Raw genomic sequence first — 18,230 nt, forward strand, 5'->3', positions numbered from 1 at the left:
GAGCTGAACTGATGGAAACTCTTTCTTTCCTGCTGCAGGGCTTCGCCGTCGCGCTGACACCGGAGCACCTGATGTTTGCAGCGATCGGCGCGATGCTCGGCACTCTGATCGGCGCCTTGCCCGGTCTTGGCCCTGCTAACGGTGTTGCTATCCTGATCCCGCTGGCCTTCAGTCTGGGTCTGTCGCCGGCTGCATCGCTGATCATGCTGACCTCGGTCTATGCTGGCGCCATGTATGGTGGGCGTATCTCGAGCATCCTGCTCAACATCCCCGGTGACGAGCCGGCGATGATGACGACACTCGACGGTTACCCGATGGCGATGAAGGGCAAGGCCGCCGAGGCGCTGGCGATCTCCGCTATTGCCTCCTTTATCGGCAGCCTGCTGGCCACCATCGGCCTGATCATCCTGGCACCGATTCTGGCGCGTTTCGCCCTGCATTTCGGTCCTGCGGAATACTTTGCGCTGTTCGCACTGGCATTCGCCACGCTGGGCGGTATTACCGGCAAGAATCCGGTAAAAACCATCGTCGCTGCGGCGTTGGGTCTGATGGTAGCCACCGTGGGTGTGGATATCTCCACCGGCAACCAGCGTTATACGTTCAATATCCTCGAGCTTTACGAGGGGATCGACTTCATCATCGCCATCGTCGGCCTGTTTGCAGTCAGCGAACTGCTGTTCTTTATCGAGAAACATGTCGGTGAAGGACTTGCAGCAGCGAAGCTGAACAAGCTGAGCCTGAAGATGAAGGATATTATCGAGGTTCTGCCGACCAGCTTGCGTGGTTCTCTGCTGGGCTTCGTTTCCGGCGTGCTGCCGGGTGCCGGTGCCTCTCTGGGTAGCTTTATCAGCTACACCCTGGAGAAGCGGATAGTTGGTTCCAAAGGCAAGTTCGGTGAAGGCGACCCCCGCGGTGTGGCTGCACCGGAAGCGGGTAACAACGCCGCCGCCAACGGTGCCCTGGTGCCGATGCTGACCCTCGGTGTGCCGGGTAGTGGTACCACGGCGGTACTGCTGGCGATGCTGATCTCGCTGAATATCCAGCCGGGTCCGATGCTGTTCCAGCAGAATGCTGAACTGGTCTGGGGTGTGATTGCAGCCCTGCTGGTGGGTAACATCATGCTGCTGTTGCTGAACATCCCGATGATCGGTGTGTTCGTCAAACTGCTGAGCATTCCGCCGAAGTATCTGATGCCGGTGGTTACGCTGGTGGCGGCTGTGGGTATCTACTCAATTAGCAACAGCGCGCTGGATCTCTACTTCATGGTCGGCTTCGGTCTGCTGGGCTACGTCCTGCGTAAGCTTGATGTGCCGCTGGTACCGGTCATCCTCGGTATGCTGCTGGGGCCTGAAATGGAGCTGAACCTGCGCCATGCGCTGACTATCTCTGATGGTGACTGGACGGCGTTGTTCTCCAGCGGCCTGAGCATCGGTATCTGGATCGTAGCGTTCCTGGGGCTGGCACTGCCTTACATCATCGGCCCGGTTCTGCGTCGCCGTATGGAACGTGCCCGTGCCCGTCTCGAAGTTCCGGAAGAGGCCGACTGAGCCCTCTGCCTGACATGTGTTAAGCCTCCGCAAACGTCGTTGTTGTTTGCACCTGCCGGATGACCCAAGGTTCCTGTCATCCGGTATTTTCTGGCCACCCGTCGGCACTGCTGACGCGGTGGCTTTTTTATTCTGTCGGCTTCAGGTCGGGCGCTGCACGATAACGCCGCTCCGGTCGGCCTATGCTGCCGTAGTTCACATCCGCCTCCAGTTCCTGCTCCGAGACCAGGTATTCCAGGTAACGTCTCGCCGTGGTCCGGCTGGAACCGATCCGCTCGCCGACCTGCTCGGCGCTCAGGCTTTCTTTGCTGTCCACAAGGGCACTGCGCACTTTATCCAGTGTCAGGGTGTCTATCCCCTTGGGCAGGCGTTTACGCGCGGGCTGTGTGCTTTGCTGCGGAACCGGTGTGTTGCGGGGCAGGAGGCCGTCCACCGATTGCTGGCTGAGGCTTTCCAGTGCCTTGAGTTTTGCCAGGTGGGAGGTGAAATTCTGCAGCGCCTGCTCCAGGCGTTCGAACACCAGCGGCTTGAGAATATAGTCAAATACCCCGCAGCGCAGCGCCTCGGTCAGACTGTCGACCTCCTTGGCTGCGGTCACCAGAATCACGTCGGTAGGGCTGGCGGACGCGCGGATCTCGCGCAGCAGGTCCAGGCCGCTACCATCGGGAAACTGGATATCCAGCAGCACCAGGTTGGGCTGGAATACCTCGATAAGCTCCCGGGCATCCCGCGTGGTATGTGCGATACCGCGGACCTCGAAGCCGGGCACGCGCTCGACGAAGCGGCGCTGGATCTCGGCGATCTGAGGATCATCCTCGGCGATAACGATACCCACAGGTGTGCTCATCAATGTGTCTCCTTGGGAAGGTAAAGAGTGAAGCGTGCGCCTTTGCCGGCGAGATTTTCAACCACCACCTCGCCGCCCAGGTCGCTGACAATCTCTTTGACCAGGTGCAGGCCGATGCCGCGACCTTCTGCCTTGCTGCTGAAGCCGCGCTCGAAAACGCGGGCGAAGTCGTCATCTTCTATTCCCGGTCCCTGGTCTTCGACCTCGATAATGATGTCCTGGCCGATGTCGGTCATGGAGAGACTGATGCGCCGGTTGCCCTCGGAGAGGGTGGCGTCAAAGGCGTTATCCAGCAGATTGCCGATCAGCGTGACCATCCGTTCGGTGGAAATTGCCGCCGGCAGGGGGCCCAGGTGGCTGTCCTCGTCGATATCGAGGTGCAGCCCCAGCTCATGGGCGCGGTTGAACTTGCCCAGCAGGCAGCCGGAGACCACCGGGTCATCCACCGAATCCACCAGCCAGCGCAGCATCGCCTGGTGATCCCGGGTCTCCTGGCCGATCAGCTCCAGCGCCTCGTCGCTCTTGTCGAGCTGAATCAGACCGGCGATGGTGTGCAGCTTGTTGGCGTATTCGTGGGCCTGGCTGCGCAGGGAATCCGCATACTGGCGGATACGGGTGAGACGCCGGCTGACCATGGTGAGTTCGTCACGCTCGCGGAAACTGGCGACCACGCCGCTGATCTTGCCGTGAACACGGATCGGAATCCGGTTGATCACCAGGTGGCGGCCATCGACCACCATCTCCTTGTCGAATTCCGGCTCGCCGCTTTCGAGCAGGGCGGGCATCCGGCTCTCGGGCAGGACTTCGCGGATATGGCGTCCTGTAAGCGGCTCGCTGCCCAGGTCCAATGTATCGATGGCGGCGCGGTTGAAGGTGGTGATCAGGCCCTGCCGGTTGATAGCGATGATGCCTTCGCGAACCGATTCCAGGGTGGCGTTGCGCTCCTCGAAAAGTGTGGCGATCTCATGAGGTTCCAGGTCGAAGATGGCGGCGCGGAAACGGCGCCCGATCCAGCTGGCGATCAGCACCGACAGCACCAGCAGGACCAGGGTGACGATGATCACGATACGCTGGTAGGTCAGTACCGTGTTGTCGATCTCATTGGTCAGGTAGCCCACCGAAACCACGCCTACCACTTCGCCGATATCGTTGAACACCGGTGCCTTGCCGCGGATCGACGGCCCCAGGCTGCCGGTAGCTGCCGATATGATGGTGCGTCCCTCCTTGAGCACGGCGTAGTTATCGCCGCCGACCATCGGTTTGCCGATGCGGTCGGGAACGGGGTGGGAGAGGCGGATACCGTCGATATTGCCGATGGAGATAAAGCTGGCGTCGGTGGCATCGCGCAATTCGGAGGCGATACGGTTGGTGGTGTCGGCGTCGTTGGCTGCCACGGCGCGGCGGATCGATGGGGTCTGCGCGATCATTGAAGCGAGCTGAACCGCCCGCTGCGCGATCTGTTCCTCAAGGGAGTCGCCGAGATGACGCAGGGCGAAACCACCCAGGACAACGGACTGCACCAGTACCAGCAGGCACAGAACAATCATTAAACGGGTGCTGATACGTAAACGGATGTGTGGCATGGAATTGTTATATATCGGGCCTGTTTTGACCCTAAAGTGTACGCCTAAGCTACTGATTTGTCCGTATGGGTGGTGGCACTGGAGCGGGAACGTTATACTCTCGCGTCTTGCTCAGGGTCGTCCGTCGATTGTCGGCCAACACTCTTATGTGGCCTGTCGTAGGGGCCACCACTAAGCATAGGATTTACCATGCCTGTTATTACCCTTCCCGATGCGAGTATTCGCGAATTCGATCACCCCGTCAGCGTATTCGATGTGGCCGCCGATATCGGTACCGGCCTGGCCAAGGCAGCTCTTGCCGGCAAAGTCGATGGCACGCTGGTGGATACCAGTTACGTCATTGAAAACGATGCCGAGCTGGCGATCGTCACGGCACGCGATGAGGAAGGCCTCGAAGTTATTCGTCACTCCTGCGCCCACCTGATGGCCATGGCTGTTCAGGAACTGTTCCCCGGCGCCCAGGTAACGATCGGCCCGGTGATCGACAACGGCTTCTATTACGACTTCTCTTATGAGCGTCCCTTCACCCAGGAAGATCTCGAGAAGATCGAGAAGCGGATGACCGAGCTGTCGAAGCAGAACCTGGAGGTATCCCGCTCCATCATGAACCGTGACGAAGCGGTGGCGATGTTCGAGCAGATGGGCGAGAAGTACAAGGTCGAAATCATCCAGGACATCCCGGGTGAAGAGCCTCTCTCCTTTTACAAGCAGGGCGACTTTATCGACCTCTGCCGTGGTCCGCACGTGCCGGCTACCGGTCACATCAAAGCGTTCAAGCTGATGAAGGTTGCCGGTGCTTACTGGCGCGGTGATGCCAAGAACGAGATGCTGCAGCGCATCTACGGTACCGCCTGGGGCGACAAAAAAGCGCTCAAGGCATACCTGCACCGTCTGGAAGAAGCAGAGAAGCGTGACCACCGTAAACTGGCCAAGCAGCTGAACCTGTTCCACCTGCAGGAAGAAGCGCCGGGCATGGTGTTCTGGCATCCGCACGGCTGGACTCTGTACCAGCAGATTGAACAGTACATGCGTGCCAAGCAACGCAAGCACGGCTATCAGGAGATCAAGACACCGCAGGTTGTCGAGCGCACGCTGTGGGAAAAGTCCGGTCACTGGGACAAGTTCCAGGAGCAGATGTTTACCACGCACTCCGAGAGCCGCGACTTCGCCATCAAACCGATGAACTGCCCCTGCCACATCCAGGTGTTCAACCAGGGCCTGCGTTCTTACCGTGAAATGCCGCTGCGTCTGGCGGAGTTCGGCTCCTGCCACCGTAACGAGCCCTCCGGTGCGCTGCACGGCATCATGCGTGTGCGCGGCTTCGTTCAGGACGATGCGCACATCTTCTGTGGCGAAGACTCGATTCAGTCGGAAGTTGCGTCTTTTATCGACTTCCTGCACGAGGTGTACGCAGACTTCGGCTTCAGCGACATCCTTTACAAGCTCTCCACCCGTCCGGAGCAACGCGTCGGTTCCGACGAGGTCTGGGACAAGGCCGAGAAGGCGCTGGCCGATGCGCTGGACGCCGCTGAGCTGGACTGGGAAGAACTGCCGGGCGAAGGTGCGTTCTACGGGCCGAAGATTGAATTCTCCCTGCGTGACTGCCTCGGCCGTGTCTGGCAGTGCGGTACCATCCAGGTGGACTTCTCTATGCCGGGCCGCCTGAATGCGCAGTTCGTCAATGAGCAGGGCGATCGCGAAACACCGGTGATGCTGCACCGTGCAATCCTCGGTTCCTTCGAGCGTTTCATCGGTATCCTGATCGAGCATTACGCCGGTGCACTGCCGACCTGGCTGGCGCCGGTGCAGGTTGCGGTGATGAATATTACCGATAAACAGGCGCCGTTTGTTAATGAAGTGACCGAAAGACTTGAAAATCAGGGTTATCGTGCCGTTGCGGACTTGAGAAACGAGAAGATCGGCTTTAAAATCCGCGAGCGTACTTTACAGAAAGTGCCCTACCTGCTCGTCATAGGTGACAAAGAGGTGGAGAACGGATCCGTTGCAGTGCGTACGCGCTCCGGTGAAGATCTTGGCACTATGTCCGTCGATGCCCTCATTGAGATGCTGAATGTGGAAGTCTCCCTTAAAGGGCGTCAGGAATAAAATTCGTCAGGAGATATAGCTATCAGGCGTGATAACAGGCGCGGCGGTCGACAGAACCTGCCGCCAATCAACGATAACATTCGTGCTCGTGAAGTCCGTCTCATTGGAGCGGATGGTAACCAGGTTGGTGTCGTTTCGATTAATGAGGCTCTTGAGCATGCTCAGGAGGCCGAGCTTGACCTTGTACAGATCTCTGATTCTGATCCCATCGTCTGCAAGATCATGGACTATGGTAAGCATCAGTATGAGCTGAAGAAGAAAGCAAATGAGGCTAAGAAGAAGCAGTCTCAGATGCAGGTCAAGGAAGTGAAATTCCGTCCCGGTACGGAAGAAGGGGATTATCAGGTAAAACTGCGCAACCTGATACGTTTCCTTGAAGCCGGGGACAAGGCCAAGGTGACATTGCGTTTCCGTGGTCGTGAGATGGCCCATCAGGAGCTGGGTATGCAGTTGCTGCGACGCGTCGAGGCAGACCTCGTCGAGTTGGAGCTCGGTACTGTAGAACAGCAGCCGAAGATGGAAGGTCGCCAGATGGTGATGGTCGTCGCCCCGAAGAAGAAATAGTCAGCGTTTCTACGAGACCCGCGCTGTTTCTCTATAGCAGAGAGACTGTGTGGGTTTTGTCGATTCAGGCTGGCGTATTACAAACGAATGCGTGGAGATTGAGTAATGCCTAAGATTAAATCTGTCCGCGGTGCGGCAAAACGTTTCAAGAAAACTGCTAATGGCGTCAAGCACAAGCAGGCCTTCAAAAGCCACATTCTGACCAAGAAAAGCACCAAGCGTAAGCGTCAGCTGCGCCCGATGCTGCAGGTTCATGATGCTGACCAGGCTCTGGTCAAGCGCATGCTGCCGTATCTGTAAGCTTTTTGTCTGAATCAACTTTTAATTAGAAGGAAATACCATGGCTCGTGTAAAACGTGGTGTTGTGGCTCGTGCTCGTCATAAGAAAGTCCTGAAACAGGCAAAAGGTTACTACGGCGCTCGCAGCCGTGTATTCCGCGTTGCCAAGCAGGCGGTCATCAAAGCTGGTCAGTATGCTTACCGTGACCGTCGTCAGCGTAAGCGTCAGTTCCGCGCTCTGTGGATCGCACGTATCAACGCTGCTGCCCGTATCAACGGTCTGTCCTACAGCCGCTTCATCGCTGGTCTGAAAAAGGCCAACATCGAAATCGACCGTAAGGTTCTGGCTGACCTGGCTGTTCACCAGCAGGCTGCCTTTGCTGCGGTTGTCGAAAAAGCGAAAGCTGCCCTGGCCTAAGGCGTCACCCGCCTGATGGTAGGTAATTGATCGAATCGAATAGGGGAAGGGTGCAAGCTCTTCCCCTATTTTTGTTTGGAGCCGGACATGGAAAATCTTCACGCCCTCCTGGCGGATGGCAAACAGGCGGTCGCTCAGGCCGACGATGTAAAGACGCTGGACGACGTGCGCGTTCAGTACCTGGGTAAGAAAGGTCATCTTACCCAGTTGCTGAAAGGGCTGGGCAAACTCTCAGCCGAAGAACGCCCTGCAGCGGGTGCGAAAATCAATGAAGCCAAGGAAGAGCTGGCGAAAGAGCTGAGTTCCCGCAAGGAACAGCTCGAGCGTGCCGCTCTTGAGCAGAAGCTGGCAGCGGAAACCATCGACGTTACCCTGCCGGGACGTGGTCAGCAGCTGGGTGGTTTGCACCCAGTCACCAAGACCATGGAGCGTATCGAATCTTTCTTCGGCAGCATCGGTTACACCGTTGAAGAAGGTCCGGAGATCGAAGACGACTACCACAACTTCGAAGCGCTCAATATTCCGTCGCATCACCCGGCACGTGCCATGCACGATACCTTCTACTTCGACACCCACACACTGCTGCGTACCCATACGTCGCCGGTGCAGGTGCGTACCATGGAAGCGCAGCAGCCGCCGATCCGCATCATCTGCCCGGGCCGTGTATACCGCTGTGACTACGATCAGACCCACTCACCGATGTTTCACCAGGTGGAAGGTCTGTTGATCGACAAAAACATCAGCTTCGCCGATCTCAAGGGTACGCTGGAGCAGTTCCTGCGCGCCTTCTTCGAAGAAGATGTGAAAGTTCGTTTCCGTCCCTCCTATTTCCCGTTTACCGAGCCCTCCATCGAGGTTGATATCGACCGTGGCGATGGCAAGTGGCTGGAAGTGCTGGGTTGCGGCATGGTGCACCCGAAAGTGCTGGAGATGTCCGGTATCGATCCCGACGAGTACAGCGGTTTTGCCTTTGGTATGGGCGTTGAGCGTTTTGCCATGCTCCGTTACGGCGTTGATGACCTGCGCCTGTTCTTCGAAAACGATCTGCGCTTCCTCGGCCAGTTCCGTTGATCGACCCAACCCAGAATTCAGAGATTTCAGGACAGCAGCATGAAATTCAGTGAACACTGGTTGCGCGAACTGGTGCAGCCCGAAATTGATACCCAGACACTGGTCGATCAGCTCAGCCTGTCGGGACTGGAAGTCGACGAAGTCGAGCCGGTGGCCGGTCAGTTCAGCGGTGTGGTAATTGGCGAGATTATCAGCGCCGAGCAGCATCCCAATGCCGACAAACTGCGCGTTTGCCAGGTATCTGATGGCAGCGAAGAGTTCCAGGTTGTCTGCGGCGCGCCCAATGCCCGTGCCGGCATCCGCGTGCCTTTTGCCAAGGTAGGCGCTGTCCTGCCGGGCGATTTCAAGATCAAGAAAGCCAAACTGCGTCAGGTTGAGTCCTTCGGCATGCTCTGCGCCGAAGATGAGCTGGGTCTGTCGGACGATCACGGCGGCCTGATGGAGCTGGCGGCGGATGCGCCGGTCGGCACCGATATCCGCGAATACCTGAAGCTTGATGACCAGATCATCGATGTAGACCTGACCCCGAACCGTGGCGACTGTCTGAGCCTGGCGGGTATGGCGCGCGAAGTGGGCGTGCTCAACAAGGCTCCGGTCACCGATATCGACTGTTCTGCGGTTGCTCCGCAGATCGACGATCAGGTCGAAGCAACCCTGGTTGCTGCCAACGGTTGCCCGCGCTATCTGGCGCGTGTGATCCGCAACATCAACCCTGGCGTTGAAACTCCGCTGTGGATGCAGGAAAAACTGCGCCGCTCCGGTATCCGCTCCATCGACCCGGTAGTCGATGTCACCAACTACGTGCTGATCGAGCTCGGTCAGCCGATGCACGCCTTTGACCTGGCTAAGCTCGATGGCGGCATCCAGGTACGCATGGCAGAGCAGGATGAGCAGCTTACGCTGCTGGACGGCCAGGAGATCAAACTCAACAGCGATACGCTGGTGATTGCCGACCAGTCCAAGGCGGTTGCCATGGCGGGCATCATGGGCGGCGAGCCTACCTCTGTGACCGGAGAGACCCGCGATATCCTGCTGGAAAGCGCCTTCTTCGCACCGCTGGCGATTGCTGGCCGTGCCCGTAGCTACGGTCTGCACACCGACTCCTCCCATCGCTTTGAGCGTGGCGTGGACTGGCAGCAGCAGCGTCGCGCCATGGAGCGTGCCACCGCATTGCTGGTCGACATCGTCGGCGGTGAAGCCGGTCCGGTAACCGAAGCGGTGTCCGAAGCAGACCTGCCGGAAGTGGCTCAGGTGACTCTGCGTCATGACCGTGTCACCTCGATGCTGGCACTGGAGATCCCGGCGGAAGAGATCGTTGAGATCCTGACCCGCCTGGGCCTGTCGCTGGAAGTCAGCGGCGAGCGTCAGTGGCAGGTGAGCGTACCGAGCTACCGTTTCGACATCAGCCTGGAAGTGGATCTGATCGAAGAGATCGCCCGTGTCTACGGCTACAACAACCTGCCGTCGCGTACACCGCTGGCAGAGCTGCCGATCGCACCTCAGTCCGAAGCACAGGTGCTGCAGGGCCGTATCCGCAGCCACCTGATCAGCCTGGGCTACCAGGAAGCGATCACCTACAGCTTCATCGAGAAAGGCCTGTCCGCCCAGTTCGATGACCAGCATGAGCCGATGGCGCTGGCTAACCCGATCTCTGCCGAAATGGCCGTGATGCGCACCACGCTCTGGCCGGGTCTGGCCAAGGCGCTGCAGTACAACCAGCACCGTCAGCAGCCGCGCGTGCGTCTGTTCGAGATCGGTCAGCGCTTTGTGCCTGAAGAAGATGGTCTCAAGCAGCAGAACGTAGTTGCCGGTATTATCTGTGGCTCCCGTCAGCCGGAAGGCTGGAACGGCGGTAGCGACAAGGTCGATTTCTTCGATCTGAAAGGCGATGTGGAAACCCTGCTTGGACTGGGTAGCTGTGCCGATCAGTTCAGTTTTGTCGCCGAGTCCAATGTCGCCCTGCACCCGGGTCAGAGCGCTGCGATTCAGCGTGGTGGCAAGACCGTGGGTCGTATCGGTGCGCTGCACCCGAGCCTGCAGAAATCACTGGACCTGACCGGTCCCGTGTTCCTGTTTGAAATCGAGCTGGATGCCGTGATCGAAGGACAGGTTTCCCGCTTCAGCGAACTGTCCAAATTTCCGGAATCGCGCCGCGATCTGGCGGTGCTGGTTAGTGCCGAAACCCGCTTTGCAGAGCTGCGTGAAGTGGCTGTTGCAGAGGCCGGAGAGCACCTGAAGCAAGTGACGCTATTTGACGTCTATCAGGGCCAAGGTATTGAACCGGGACGAAAAAGTCTGGCCCTGGGCTTGACCTGGCAGCATCCATCACGCACTCTTACTGATGAAGAAATAAACAGCGCAGTGAGTGCTGTGGTTGCCGCTCTGGGCGAAAAGCTGGGAGCGACTTTAAGAGATTAAGACAGGGTGGTGTCATGAGCTCTTTGACGAAAGCGGATATGGCAGAGCGCCTTTTTGAAGAACTGGGCCTCAATAAACGTGAAGCTAAAGATATGGTTGAATCCTTCTTTGAAGAGATTCGGTCGAGTCTGGCGTCAAATGAGCATGTGAAACTTTCGGGCTTCGGCAACTTCGACCTGCGCGACAAGCGTCAGCGTCCGGGCCGAAACCCGAAAACCGGAGAGGAGGTCCCGATCTCGGCACGCCGGGTCGTGACCTTCCGTCCGGGCCAGAAACTGAAGGAACGTGTAGAAGCCTATGCCGGACAGCAATCCAACTCAGACTGAGCTGGAGCCCATTCCCGGCAAGCGGTATTTCACCATCGGCGAAGCGTCCAAGCTCTGTGAGCTCAAACCCCACGTATTGCGATACTGGGAGCAGGAGTTTGAACAGATCAAGCCGGTCAAACGCAGCAACCGCCGTTATTACCAGCGCCAGGATCTGCTGCTCATTCGTCAGATCAGAAGCCTGCTCTACGACCAGGGTTTTACCATTGTCGGTGCCCGTCAGTGGCTCAAGGGCGATCACGCCGGTGATGATGCCAAGCAGTATCGCCAGCTGCTTAAACAGACCATTTCGGAGCTCGAAGAGATCCGCGACCTGTTAAAAACAGTTCGATAAAAAGCTTCACATTATCAAACCCTTAATGTAGTATTCGCATCTCTCTTCGAGACCTTGGGGTCTCAGCTCAGTCGGGGCGTAGCGCAGTCTGGTAGCGCACCTGCATGGGGTGCAGGGGGTCGCAGGTTCAAATCCTGCCGTCCCGACCATTAAAATCCAGAGACCAGAAGAATCGCCGTTTGGCGATTTTTTCGTTTCTGGCTCTTCTTACTTTCCTCTATCCATGTCCCGGTACGTTTTCGTAATCGGCACTGGAAAGCTCAAAGCGCAGCCCTTTAGCCTTTTCGGCATTCTATGAGATCAAAACTGTGTTATCGCTCTGCAGGGGCGAGCACACCCGCGTACTTTTCGTACAGGTCCTGCGCAAGCTGGCTGCGTTCTGTATCACCCACATAGCCGAACAGCATTGCCAGATTGGTAAGCACGTCGGTGTTCCTGGGGTCGTAAAGGGATGAATCGGCCAGCTCGAAGGCGATCTGTTCAACGAACTCTTTTCTCAATGCGACCCCGTCGAAGATGCCTTTGGGGCTGAACCGCTCTGGCAGATGCTGGCGCCAATCATCACCGTACTCAGATTGCAGGCGTCGTTGGATGTGTGCGATCTCTGGCGTAAGCGTCTCGATGCGATCTTCGTAGGCGTGTTGCAGGGCTATGGCCAGCTTGGCCAGTGAACGGATGTTTGCGAAGCTGGCACCGCCGGGGGCGATACCACTGCCACGATCTATCTCTGTCCACTCGTCTTTGCCTGTCCAGCGCTCAGGGCCGACCCAGCGCTCGGCGCGTTGCAAGCTCTCTTTGTTGATCTTCTCTGCCGATGGATTGTTAAGCCCATCCAGCGCTTTGATCTGCTCCTCGACCGCCAGCGTCTCATTGGTAAGGTGATCGCTGGCGTTCTGTAACTTGTGGCTTGCCATGTAGCTCAGCACCCCGCCAGAGAAGCGTGCTGCTTCCAGTAGGTGCTTGCAGGCACGCAGGCAGTATCCGCTCACCGGGACCCAGCCTTTCGGGCCTTGAGGTATCTGCAGCAGCGCCCAATCTCCCTCTCGTCGCAGCACATAGTGAACCTGCCCCTGCGGAAGCTCGCCCACCACGGCCGCATCGCGGCGAGGCGAGGCGCGCAGGGTCGCAAGGCGCCTGGTGGCACTGAGAATGTCATCCATCGCCGTTGCATCGACGCTCAGGCTCTGTACGCGGATGCGGTCGGGACGCAGATGAGCCTGGAGCGTGCCGCCTCCCATCGCTTTCGGCAAAGGGAGTTGCCACTGCAGATACTGCTTCAAGGCGCTGGGCGATATCTGTGCGTAGGTATCGATCTGGAAGGCGTTGCCGGTGTGCCGGATCACTCCCCACACAGAGAGCGTCACCTGCTGTGCCTCCGCCAGCCGCTCAACCTTGTCGAAGTAGCTCAGGCCGCCTTTTTCCTGAGGTGCCAGCTGGCCCTCGTATTTCAACACCCCCAGGGAATAGACACCGCTGTTCATCAGAATCTCGTGGCCCATAAGGCGACCGATCTCTTCACCCCAGCCGGTACCGTCGGGGTCTTCGTAGGTAAACGTGGCCGCCCGAAATTCCGCGGCGGGGATATAGCGCTGGCTCTGGCCGCCTTCTTCCAGCAGGCGAAGTTCGGTTTCAATATCGAGTTGGATGCCTGCCAGTACATAATGCGGCAGACAGAGCAGCAATGCCGCCAGGCCAGCCAGTGCGCAGTGAATCCGCTTCATGGCGAATCCCCCCTGAGTAACCCGCGGTTCTCGATATTGGCCTGACAGCGGCTGCGAATGGCTTCCAGCTCGGGCGTCAGGAAACCCATCAGCTGCTCGGCCGCCACGGTGACATCCACACCCTCGGCGTAACGACCGTCATTCTCGTAGGCGGCGGCTACCGCGGTCAGAATTGCGCCGTGGGTGCCGGGGTCCAGTTTTGCCGCGCCGGGATCGCCCAGGTCCACCGCCTGATTGACGGAGCGGTGGGGCAGTCTGAAGATACCGAAGCGATCACTGACATAGGTGCTGATGTCGTATGTGCCGTCTGCCGAATTTACGTCACCGGTGACGAAGGCGACTGCACCGAGCACCGTGGCGTATCTTTGCCCCAGCGTGGCGGAGCGCAGCTTGGCCTCGTTGCAGGCCCAGAATTCCGGCTGCAGGGATGTATCCAGGTGGGCCTGCTGCAGACGCGTCAGCAGGCTGTAGGTCAGAGCATCACTGATGCGGTAGGTCAGATCGCTGACATTCGCCGCAGGCGGTGCGCGAAAATAGCCGACAATCACGCCGTGGCCTCCGGTGATACGACAGGCGTTCAGCGCCATCGGAAACAGCTCCAGGTCGTATGCCGGGCTGTCTGTGCTCCCCGAGGTGACGGTGAAGTCCTGGGTCTGGGTAACATAGCCGTCAAGTTCGGCGGACAGTGTCAGGGTCTGGGGCGACGGGCTGGTGCCCACATCGATAACAAGCTGGTAACGGCCGTCCGTTTCGCTGCTGGCCGTGTCGAGCACCTGGCTTCCCTTTAAGACGCTGACCTGGACGCCCATCATGGGCCGCTCGGACACCTGGTCCGATAACTTGCCGCGCACAATGGTTTCGGCCAGCAGTGGCTGATGCCAGGCCATGAGCAGGCTCAGTGTGATCATCAGGGTGCCCTGGCGCAGGCTGTTACCTCGGGGCGAAACTGAATGTCCAGTTGTCCGCTGAAGTGTCCCGCTGTTGCGCATCGATACACCCCTTGAGTTCGATACCCGTAAGGCGCTGGCCGTCGGCATCATGCAACCCCAGCGTCCAGGCCGACACCTGTGGGGGCTCGATCACGATGTGTGCCGTCCCCGTTGCCGAGAGCAGAAACTGATTGCTGTAGTCTGCACCTGCTACGTCGAGCGACATGCCGCGAAAGGACGTAACGGATACACCCGGTGGAGGCTGAATCTGTACCGACAGATAGCAGGTCGAAACTTTGGGCCAGGACAGATACACGAGTAATGCCAGTCCCAGGATCACGACGAGTTTCGATGTCAGCCGATCTCCTTCGCTATAAACATAGGCCAGTTTAGGGGTAGTACCAACACCGGCCAGCCTTGGGGTGGTTTCGTCCGGTGGTGCCTCGCACTTCGATATGACGACGTAGTGCGCCATCGCAACGAGCGCTGCCAGGATAATGAAGCGTGCAACAAGCACCACCTGTGCCGAGTCGTTGTCCAGTAACCAGGCGAGAATAGGTTGGGCGAAGGCGAGGGCGAGAATGCCGCCTGCGTTTTGCAGGGCGTTCATTGGCGTGATTTTGCGATCGGTGCGACGGATGACGTCAGAGCCCCCGATCCAATCGCGTATCCAGCGCGGCAGCTTGGGCATAATCGGGGCCGGCAGATCTGTTGGTAGTAAAAATCAGCCTAGCACATCCGTACTGTCACATCGCACAGCTGCACCCTGCGTGAGCGGCTACTGCTCCGCTGTCTCCGGCGGCCGATACCCCAGTTGTTCCGAAATCGCTTCTCCCGCCGCCACAAGGTCGGCGACCCACTCGTCACGGCGGCGCTCGATCGGGGCGGACAGTGACAATCCCGCCACCGGCTGATTGGTGTGATCGTAGATCAGCACGCCGATGCAGCCCACGCCGATCTCCGCTTCCTCGTTATCCAATGCGTAGCCGCGTTCCACCGATGCCAGGCATTCGTCGGTCAGCGTCGGTAGCGAGGTAAAGGTGTTGCGGGTGTAGGCCGGCAGGTTGGTCCGTTGTGCATAACCTGCAATCTCTTTTTCTCCCCCCTTGCCCAGCATCAGTTTGCCGACACCGGTGACGTGCAGGGGCGCCCGGCTGCCGATGATCTGGTGCACATGCATCATGCGGTTGGGAGTGGCCTTGTCGTAGTAGACCACGGCATCGCCTTCCCGAATGGTCAGGTTGATCGTTTCCCCCAGCTGATCACGCAGCTTGACCATATAGGGCATGGCCACCGCTCTGAGTTCGATGTCGGAGTGGATACGGTTGCTGAGCTGCAGCAGACGCTGTCCCAGCCGGTAGCTGCCGTCCTCGCCACGCTCGACAAAGCGGTTATCGATCAGTGAATGCAGAATCCGGTAGGCGGTGGAGGGATGCAGGCCGGCATCGGCGCTCAACACCTTGAGTTTGACCGGCGTTGAGTAGCGGGAGATCACATCAAGCAGGGTCGCGGCCCGGTCGATGACCTGGATTCGCGCTTCCGGTTTTGCGTCAGACATGGGGGGCCTCGCACTAAAAGGTTCGGTTTTTATCCTTTGGGTTCTCATCAAGTTACCACATTGCAATAAAAAACAGCACGATTTCGCATTGTGAAAATCCTTCATTTTCCAGAATTTATAAATCAATACATTTAAAAACAAAAACTTAAACGCCTAAAGCTGATTAAATGGTCAGTTTTCATAATGTGAATGTTGTTGCGTATTGCGGAAATTAGATCCGCTACTTATGGTGAATCTCAACTTAAGCGCTGAACCAAGAGCGGTTTAAGAACTGAGCCAAGAAATAAAGCCCCGGCAAGTCGCTGAGGCGGAAACAGTGCCAACTACACAATAAAGGGCGAATCACCATGTCAGACCAGAACCCCGTTTTTATCCCAGGCCCGACCAATATTCCGGATCGGTTGCGTAACGCCATGCATATCCAGACCCGCGATCACCGCGCACCGGATTTCGTGGAAACCTTTGCGCCCGTCCTTGAGGACTGCAAGCGTGTATTCGGGACTGAGACAGGACAGGTGATCACGTTCCCGGCAAGCGGTACCGGTGGTTGGGAAGCCTCCATCTGCAACACCCTGTCTGCCGGCGACACCGTTCTGGTTGCCCGCTACGGCATGTTTTCCCATCGCTGGATCGACCTGTGCCAGCGCCACAACCTGGAGGTTCAGGTTATCGATTGCGAATGGGGTTCCGGTGCACCGGCTGACCTGTTCGAAGCGGCATTGAAAGCCGATACCGACAAGACCATCAAGGCGGTTCTGGTTACCCACAACGAAACCGCTACCGGCGTTAAAAGCGATATCGAGGCTGTCCGTGCCGCCATGGATGCCGCCAACCATCCGGCGATGCTGTTTGTTGACTGCGTAAGTTCCCTGGCTTCCATGCCGTTCCATATGGACGACTGGGGCGTTGATATCGCGGTTTCTGGTTCGCAGAAAGGCTTCATGCTGGCCACCGGTATGGCGATCCTCGGTGTCAGCCAGAAGGCGCTGGCGGCGATGGAAACCGCAACCCTGCCGCGGACCTTCTTTGACTTCCGCGACATGATGGCTGCCAACGCCAGCGGCGGCTTCCCTTATACCCCTCCGCTGCAGCTGATCTACGGCATGCGCGAGAGCCTGAAGATGCTGCTGGAAGAGGGGCTGGAGAACGTTTACGCACGTCACTACCGTCTGGCAGAAGGGGTTCGTAAAGCGGTTGCGGCCTGGGGCCTGGAGCTGTGTGCCCAGTCACCGGAGCTGTACTCCGATACCGTCAGCGCGATCTACGTACCGGAAGGCTTCGACAGCAATGAACTGACCGAGCATGCCTTCAATGCCTACGGCGTATCTTTCGGGATTGGTCTCGGCGAGATGAACGGCAGGGCGTTCCGTATCGGCCATCTGGGTTCCCTGACCGATGTAATGGTGCTGTCGGGTCTGGCCACCATCGAAATGGCGATGGCGGATCTGAACTACCCGATCGAGCTGGGCTCCGGCGTGCGTGCCGCGCAGGAGTATTACCGCGCCACCGCAGCCGCCAATCAGTAACGGAGGAATGTCATGAGCGAAACAACGATGACCATCCCGACCTATGACGATGTGCTGATCGCCCATGAGCGGATCAAGCCCTACATCCACGAAACGCCGGTGCTGACCTCGCGTTTTCTGAATGAGCTGACCGGTGCGGAGCTGTTCTTCAAGTGCGAGAACTTCCAGAAAGCCGGCGCGTTCAAGGTGCGCGGAGCCAGCAACGCGGTGTTCGGGCTGAGCGAAGAGAAGGCGAAGCTCGGAGTGGCCACACACTCCTCCGGCAACCACGCGCTGTCGCTCTCCTATGCGGCGGGCCAGCGCGGCATTCCGGTCACCGTGGTGATGCCGCGTACGGCACCTCAGGCAAAGAAAGATGCGGTGATCGGTTACGGCGGCAAGATCGTCGAGTGCGAGCCGTCCACCAGCTCCCGTGAGGCGACTTTCGCCGAGGTGGTGGCCGAGACCGGTGCCGAGTTTGTGCACCCCTACAACGACCCGCGCGTTATCGCGGGTCAGGCGACCTGCTCGAAGGAGCTTCACGAACAGGTGAAAGACCTGGATGCAGTGATCGCTCCGATCGGTGGTGGCGGCATGATCTCGGGCACTTGCCTGACGCTCTCCAACATTGCGCCCGAGGTGAAGATTTACGCCGCCGAGCCACTTAACGCCGATGATGCCGCACGCTCCTTCCGCGCCGGTCACATCATCGCCGACGATGCGCCGGACACCGTGGCCGACGGCCTGAAAGTGCCGCTGAAAGATCTGACCTGGCACTTCGTCAGCAACCATGTCACCGACATCCTCACCGCGACGGAAGAGGAGATTGTCGATGCGATGAAGCTGATCTGGAAGCGGATGAAGATCGTGATGGAGCCCAGCAGCGCCGTACCGCTGGCGACCATCCTGAAGAACCCGGAGGTTTTCCGCGGCAAGCGCGTGGGCGTGATCATCACCGGCGGCAACGTGGATCTGGACAAACTGCCCTGGATGAAGGCGCAGGGCTGAACGGCTGATAACGAAT

General features: G+C 58.4%; 17 protein-coding genes and 1 tRNA gene. 12 read left to right on the top strand and 6 right to left on the bottom strand.

Annotated elements, in window-relative coordinates; translation table 11 throughout:
• Positions 1–11: 11 nt before the first annotated feature.
• On the top strand, positions 12–1,547 hold the full coding sequence (locus ACQUQP_RS06890) for a tripartite tricarboxylate transporter permease (RefSeq protein WP_432698065.1): 1,536 nt from the start codon (positions 12–14) through the stop codon (positions 1,545–1,547).
• A gap of 127 nt (positions 1,548–1,674) precedes the next feature.
• Here ACQUQP_RS06890 and ACQUQP_RS06895 read toward each other — a convergent pair whose 3' ends face one another.
• Both ACQUQP_RS06895 and ACQUQP_RS06900 read right to left on the bottom strand, forming a co-directional pair.
• A complete protein-coding gene (locus ACQUQP_RS06895; protein ID WP_432698066.1) occupies positions 1,675–2,394 on the bottom strand; it encodes a response regulator in 720 nt (239 codons plus the stop codon).
• Positions 2,394–3,941 (bottom strand): ATP-binding protein, encoded by a 1,548-nt coding sequence (locus tag ACQUQP_RS06900; RefSeq protein WP_432698067.1) that lies wholly within the window; start codon positions 3,939–3,941, stop codon positions 2,394–2,396. The genes ACQUQP_RS06895 and ACQUQP_RS06900 overlap by 1 nt, the downstream gene beginning before the upstream one ends.
• Before the next feature lie 225 nt (positions 3,942–4,166).
• Between ACQUQP_RS06900 and thrS the strand changes: the two genes are divergently transcribed.
• From thrS to ACQUQP_RS06945, 9 genes are all read left to right on the top strand, one after another.
• A complete protein-coding gene (gene thrS, locus ACQUQP_RS06905) occupies positions 4,167–6,083 on the top strand; it encodes a threonine--tRNA ligase (RefSeq protein WP_432698068.1) in 1,917 nt (638 codons plus the stop codon).
• A gap of 102 nt (positions 6,084–6,185) precedes the next feature.
• On the top strand, positions 6,186–6,647 hold the full coding sequence (gene infC, locus ACQUQP_RS06910; RefSeq protein WP_432698686.1) for a translation initiation factor IF-3: 462 nt from the start codon (positions 6,186–6,188) through the stop codon (positions 6,645–6,647).
• Positions 6,648–6,752: 105 nt separating this feature from the next.
• A complete protein-coding gene (gene rpmI / locus ACQUQP_RS06915; protein WP_104003275.1) occupies positions 6,753–6,947 on the top strand; it encodes a 50S ribosomal protein L35 in 195 nt (64 codons plus the stop codon).
• A 40-nt stretch (positions 6,948–6,987) separates the two neighbouring features.
• Positions 6,988–7,344: a 50S ribosomal protein L20 gene (gene rplT, locus ACQUQP_RS06920; protein WP_104003274.1), complete on the top strand. Its 357-nt coding sequence runs from the start codon at positions 6,988–6,990 to the stop codon at positions 7,342–7,344.
• Between the two features lie 87 nt (positions 7,345–7,431).
• Entirely contained in the window at positions 7,432–8,415 is a 984-nt protein-coding gene (gene pheS, locus ACQUQP_RS06925) for a phenylalanine--tRNA ligase subunit alpha (protein ID WP_432698069.1), read from the top strand.
• Positions 8,416–8,454: 39 nt separating this feature from the next.
• Positions 8,455–10,833, top strand: a complete 2,379-nt coding sequence (gene pheT, locus ACQUQP_RS06930) for a phenylalanine--tRNA ligase subunit beta (protein ID WP_432698070.1) — start codon at positions 8,455–8,457, stop codon at positions 10,831–10,833.
• A 14-nt stretch (positions 10,834–10,847) separates the two neighbouring features.
• Positions 10,848–11,159 (top strand): integration host factor subunit alpha, encoded by a 312-nt coding sequence (gene ihfA / locus ACQUQP_RS06935; protein ID WP_432698071.1) that lies wholly within the window; start codon positions 10,848–10,850, stop codon positions 11,157–11,159.
• Positions 11,131–11,493, top strand: coding sequence for a MerR family transcriptional regulator (locus tag ACQUQP_RS06940; protein WP_432698072.1), 363 nt, complete (start codon positions 11,131–11,133; stop codon positions 11,491–11,493). Before ihfA ends, ACQUQP_RS06940 begins: the two co-directional genes overlap by 29 nt.
• Positions 11,494–11,565: 72 nt before the next feature.
• Positions 11,566–11,642: transfer RNA gene (locus tag ACQUQP_RS06945), tRNA-Pro, on the top strand.
• Positions 11,643–11,804: 162 nt separating this feature from the next.
• Here ACQUQP_RS06945 and ACQUQP_RS06950 read toward each other — a convergent pair.
• From ACQUQP_RS06950 to ACQUQP_RS06965, 4 genes are all read right to left on the bottom strand, one after another.
• Positions 11,805–13,214: an SH3 domain-containing protein gene (locus ACQUQP_RS06950; RefSeq protein WP_432698073.1), complete on the bottom strand. Its 1,410-nt coding sequence runs from the start codon at positions 13,212–13,214 to the stop codon at positions 11,805–11,807.
• Positions 13,211–14,122 (bottom strand): hypothetical protein, encoded by a 912-nt coding sequence (locus ACQUQP_RS06955; RefSeq protein WP_432698074.1) that lies wholly within the window; start codon positions 14,120–14,122, stop codon positions 13,211–13,213. Before ACQUQP_RS06955 ends, ACQUQP_RS06950 begins: the two co-directional genes overlap by 4 nt.
• A gap of 22 nt (positions 14,123–14,144) precedes the next feature.
• Positions 14,145–14,834 carry a hypothetical protein gene (locus tag ACQUQP_RS06960; protein WP_432698075.1) on the bottom strand — a complete coding sequence of 230 codons (690 nt, stop codon included), beginning with the start codon at positions 14,832–14,834 and terminating at the stop codon, positions 14,145–14,147.
• Between the two features lie 87 nt (positions 14,835–14,921).
• Positions 14,922–15,701 (bottom strand): IclR family transcriptional regulator, encoded by a 780-nt coding sequence (locus tag ACQUQP_RS06965; protein WP_432698076.1) that lies wholly within the window; start codon positions 15,699–15,701, stop codon positions 14,922–14,924.
• Positions 15,702–16,048: 347 nt separating this feature from the next.
• On the opposite strand from ACQUQP_RS06965, the gene bhcA reads away from it, so the two are divergent.
• Positions 16,049–17,227, top strand: a complete 1,179-nt coding sequence (gene bhcA / locus ACQUQP_RS06970; protein ID WP_432698077.1) for an L-aspartate--glyoxylate aminotransferase BhcA — start codon at positions 16,049–16,051, stop codon at positions 17,225–17,227.
• Between the two features lie 12 nt (positions 17,228–17,239).
• Positions 17,240–18,214 carry a beta-hydroxyaspartate dehydratase BhcB gene (gene bhcB / locus ACQUQP_RS06975; RefSeq protein ID WP_432698078.1) on the top strand — a complete coding sequence of 325 codons (975 nt, stop codon included), beginning with the start codon at positions 17,240–17,242 and terminating at the stop codon, positions 18,212–18,214.
• Positions 18,215–18,230 lie beyond the last annotated feature (16 nt).

It is taken from the genome of Marinobacterium sp. YM272 (genome assembly GCF_050908845.1).
In the GTDB taxonomy this organism is placed as follows: domain Bacteria; phylum Pseudomonadota; class Gammaproteobacteria; order Pseudomonadales; family Balneatricaceae; genus Marinobacterium_D.

Coding starts and splice junctions, on each gene's coding strand:
- ACQUQP_RS06890 (WP_432698065.1), top strand. CDS start 12: ATGGAAACTCTTTCTTTCCTGCTGCAGGGCTTCGCCGTCGCGCTGACA.
- ACQUQP_RS06895 (WP_432698066.1), bottom strand. CDS start 2,394: ATGAGCACACCTGTGGGTATCGTTATCGCCGAGGATGATCCTCAGATC.
- ACQUQP_RS06900 (WP_432698067.1), bottom strand. CDS start 3,941: ATGATTGTTCTGTGCCTGCTGGTACTGGTGCAGTCCGTTGTCCTGGGT.
- thrS (WP_432698068.1), top strand. CDS start 4,167: ATGCCTGTTATTACCCTTCCCGATGCGAGTATTCGCGAATTCGATCAC.
- rpmI (WP_104003275.1), top strand. CDS start 6,753: ATGCCTAAGATTAAATCTGTCCGCGGTGCGGCAAAACGTTTCAAGAAA.
- rplT (WP_104003274.1), top strand. CDS start 6,988: ATGGCTCGTGTAAAACGTGGTGTTGTGGCTCGTGCTCGTCATAAGAAA.
- pheS (WP_432698069.1), top strand. CDS start 7,432: ATGGAAAATCTTCACGCCCTCCTGGCGGATGGCAAACAGGCGGTCGCT.
- pheT (WP_432698070.1), top strand. CDS start 8,455: ATGAAATTCAGTGAACACTGGTTGCGCGAACTGGTGCAGCCCGAAATT.
- ihfA (WP_432698071.1), top strand. CDS start 10,848: ATGAGCTCTTTGACGAAAGCGGATATGGCAGAGCGCCTTTTTGAAGAA.
- ACQUQP_RS06940 (WP_432698072.1), top strand. CDS start 11,131: ATGCCGGACAGCAATCCAACTCAGACTGAGCTGGAGCCCATTCCCGGC.
- ACQUQP_RS06950 (WP_432698073.1), bottom strand. CDS start 13,214: ATGAAGCGGATTCACTGCGCACTGGCTGGCCTGGCGGCATTGCTGCTC.
- ACQUQP_RS06955 (WP_432698074.1), bottom strand. CDS start 14,122: ATGATCACACTGAGCCTGCTCATGGCCTGGCATCAGCCACTGCTGGCC.
- ACQUQP_RS06960 (WP_432698075.1), bottom strand. CDS start 14,834: ATGCCCAAGCTGCCGCGCTGGATACGCGATTGGATCGGGGGCTCTGAC.
- ACQUQP_RS06965 (WP_432698076.1), bottom strand. CDS start 15,701: ATGTCTGACGCAAAACCGGAAGCGCGAATCCAGGTCATCGACCGGGCC.
- bhcA (WP_432698077.1), top strand. CDS start 16,049: ATGTCAGACCAGAACCCCGTTTTTATCCCAGGCCCGACCAATATTCCG.
- bhcB (WP_432698078.1), top strand. CDS start 17,240: ATGAGCGAAACAACGATGACCATCCCGACCTATGACGATGTGCTGATC.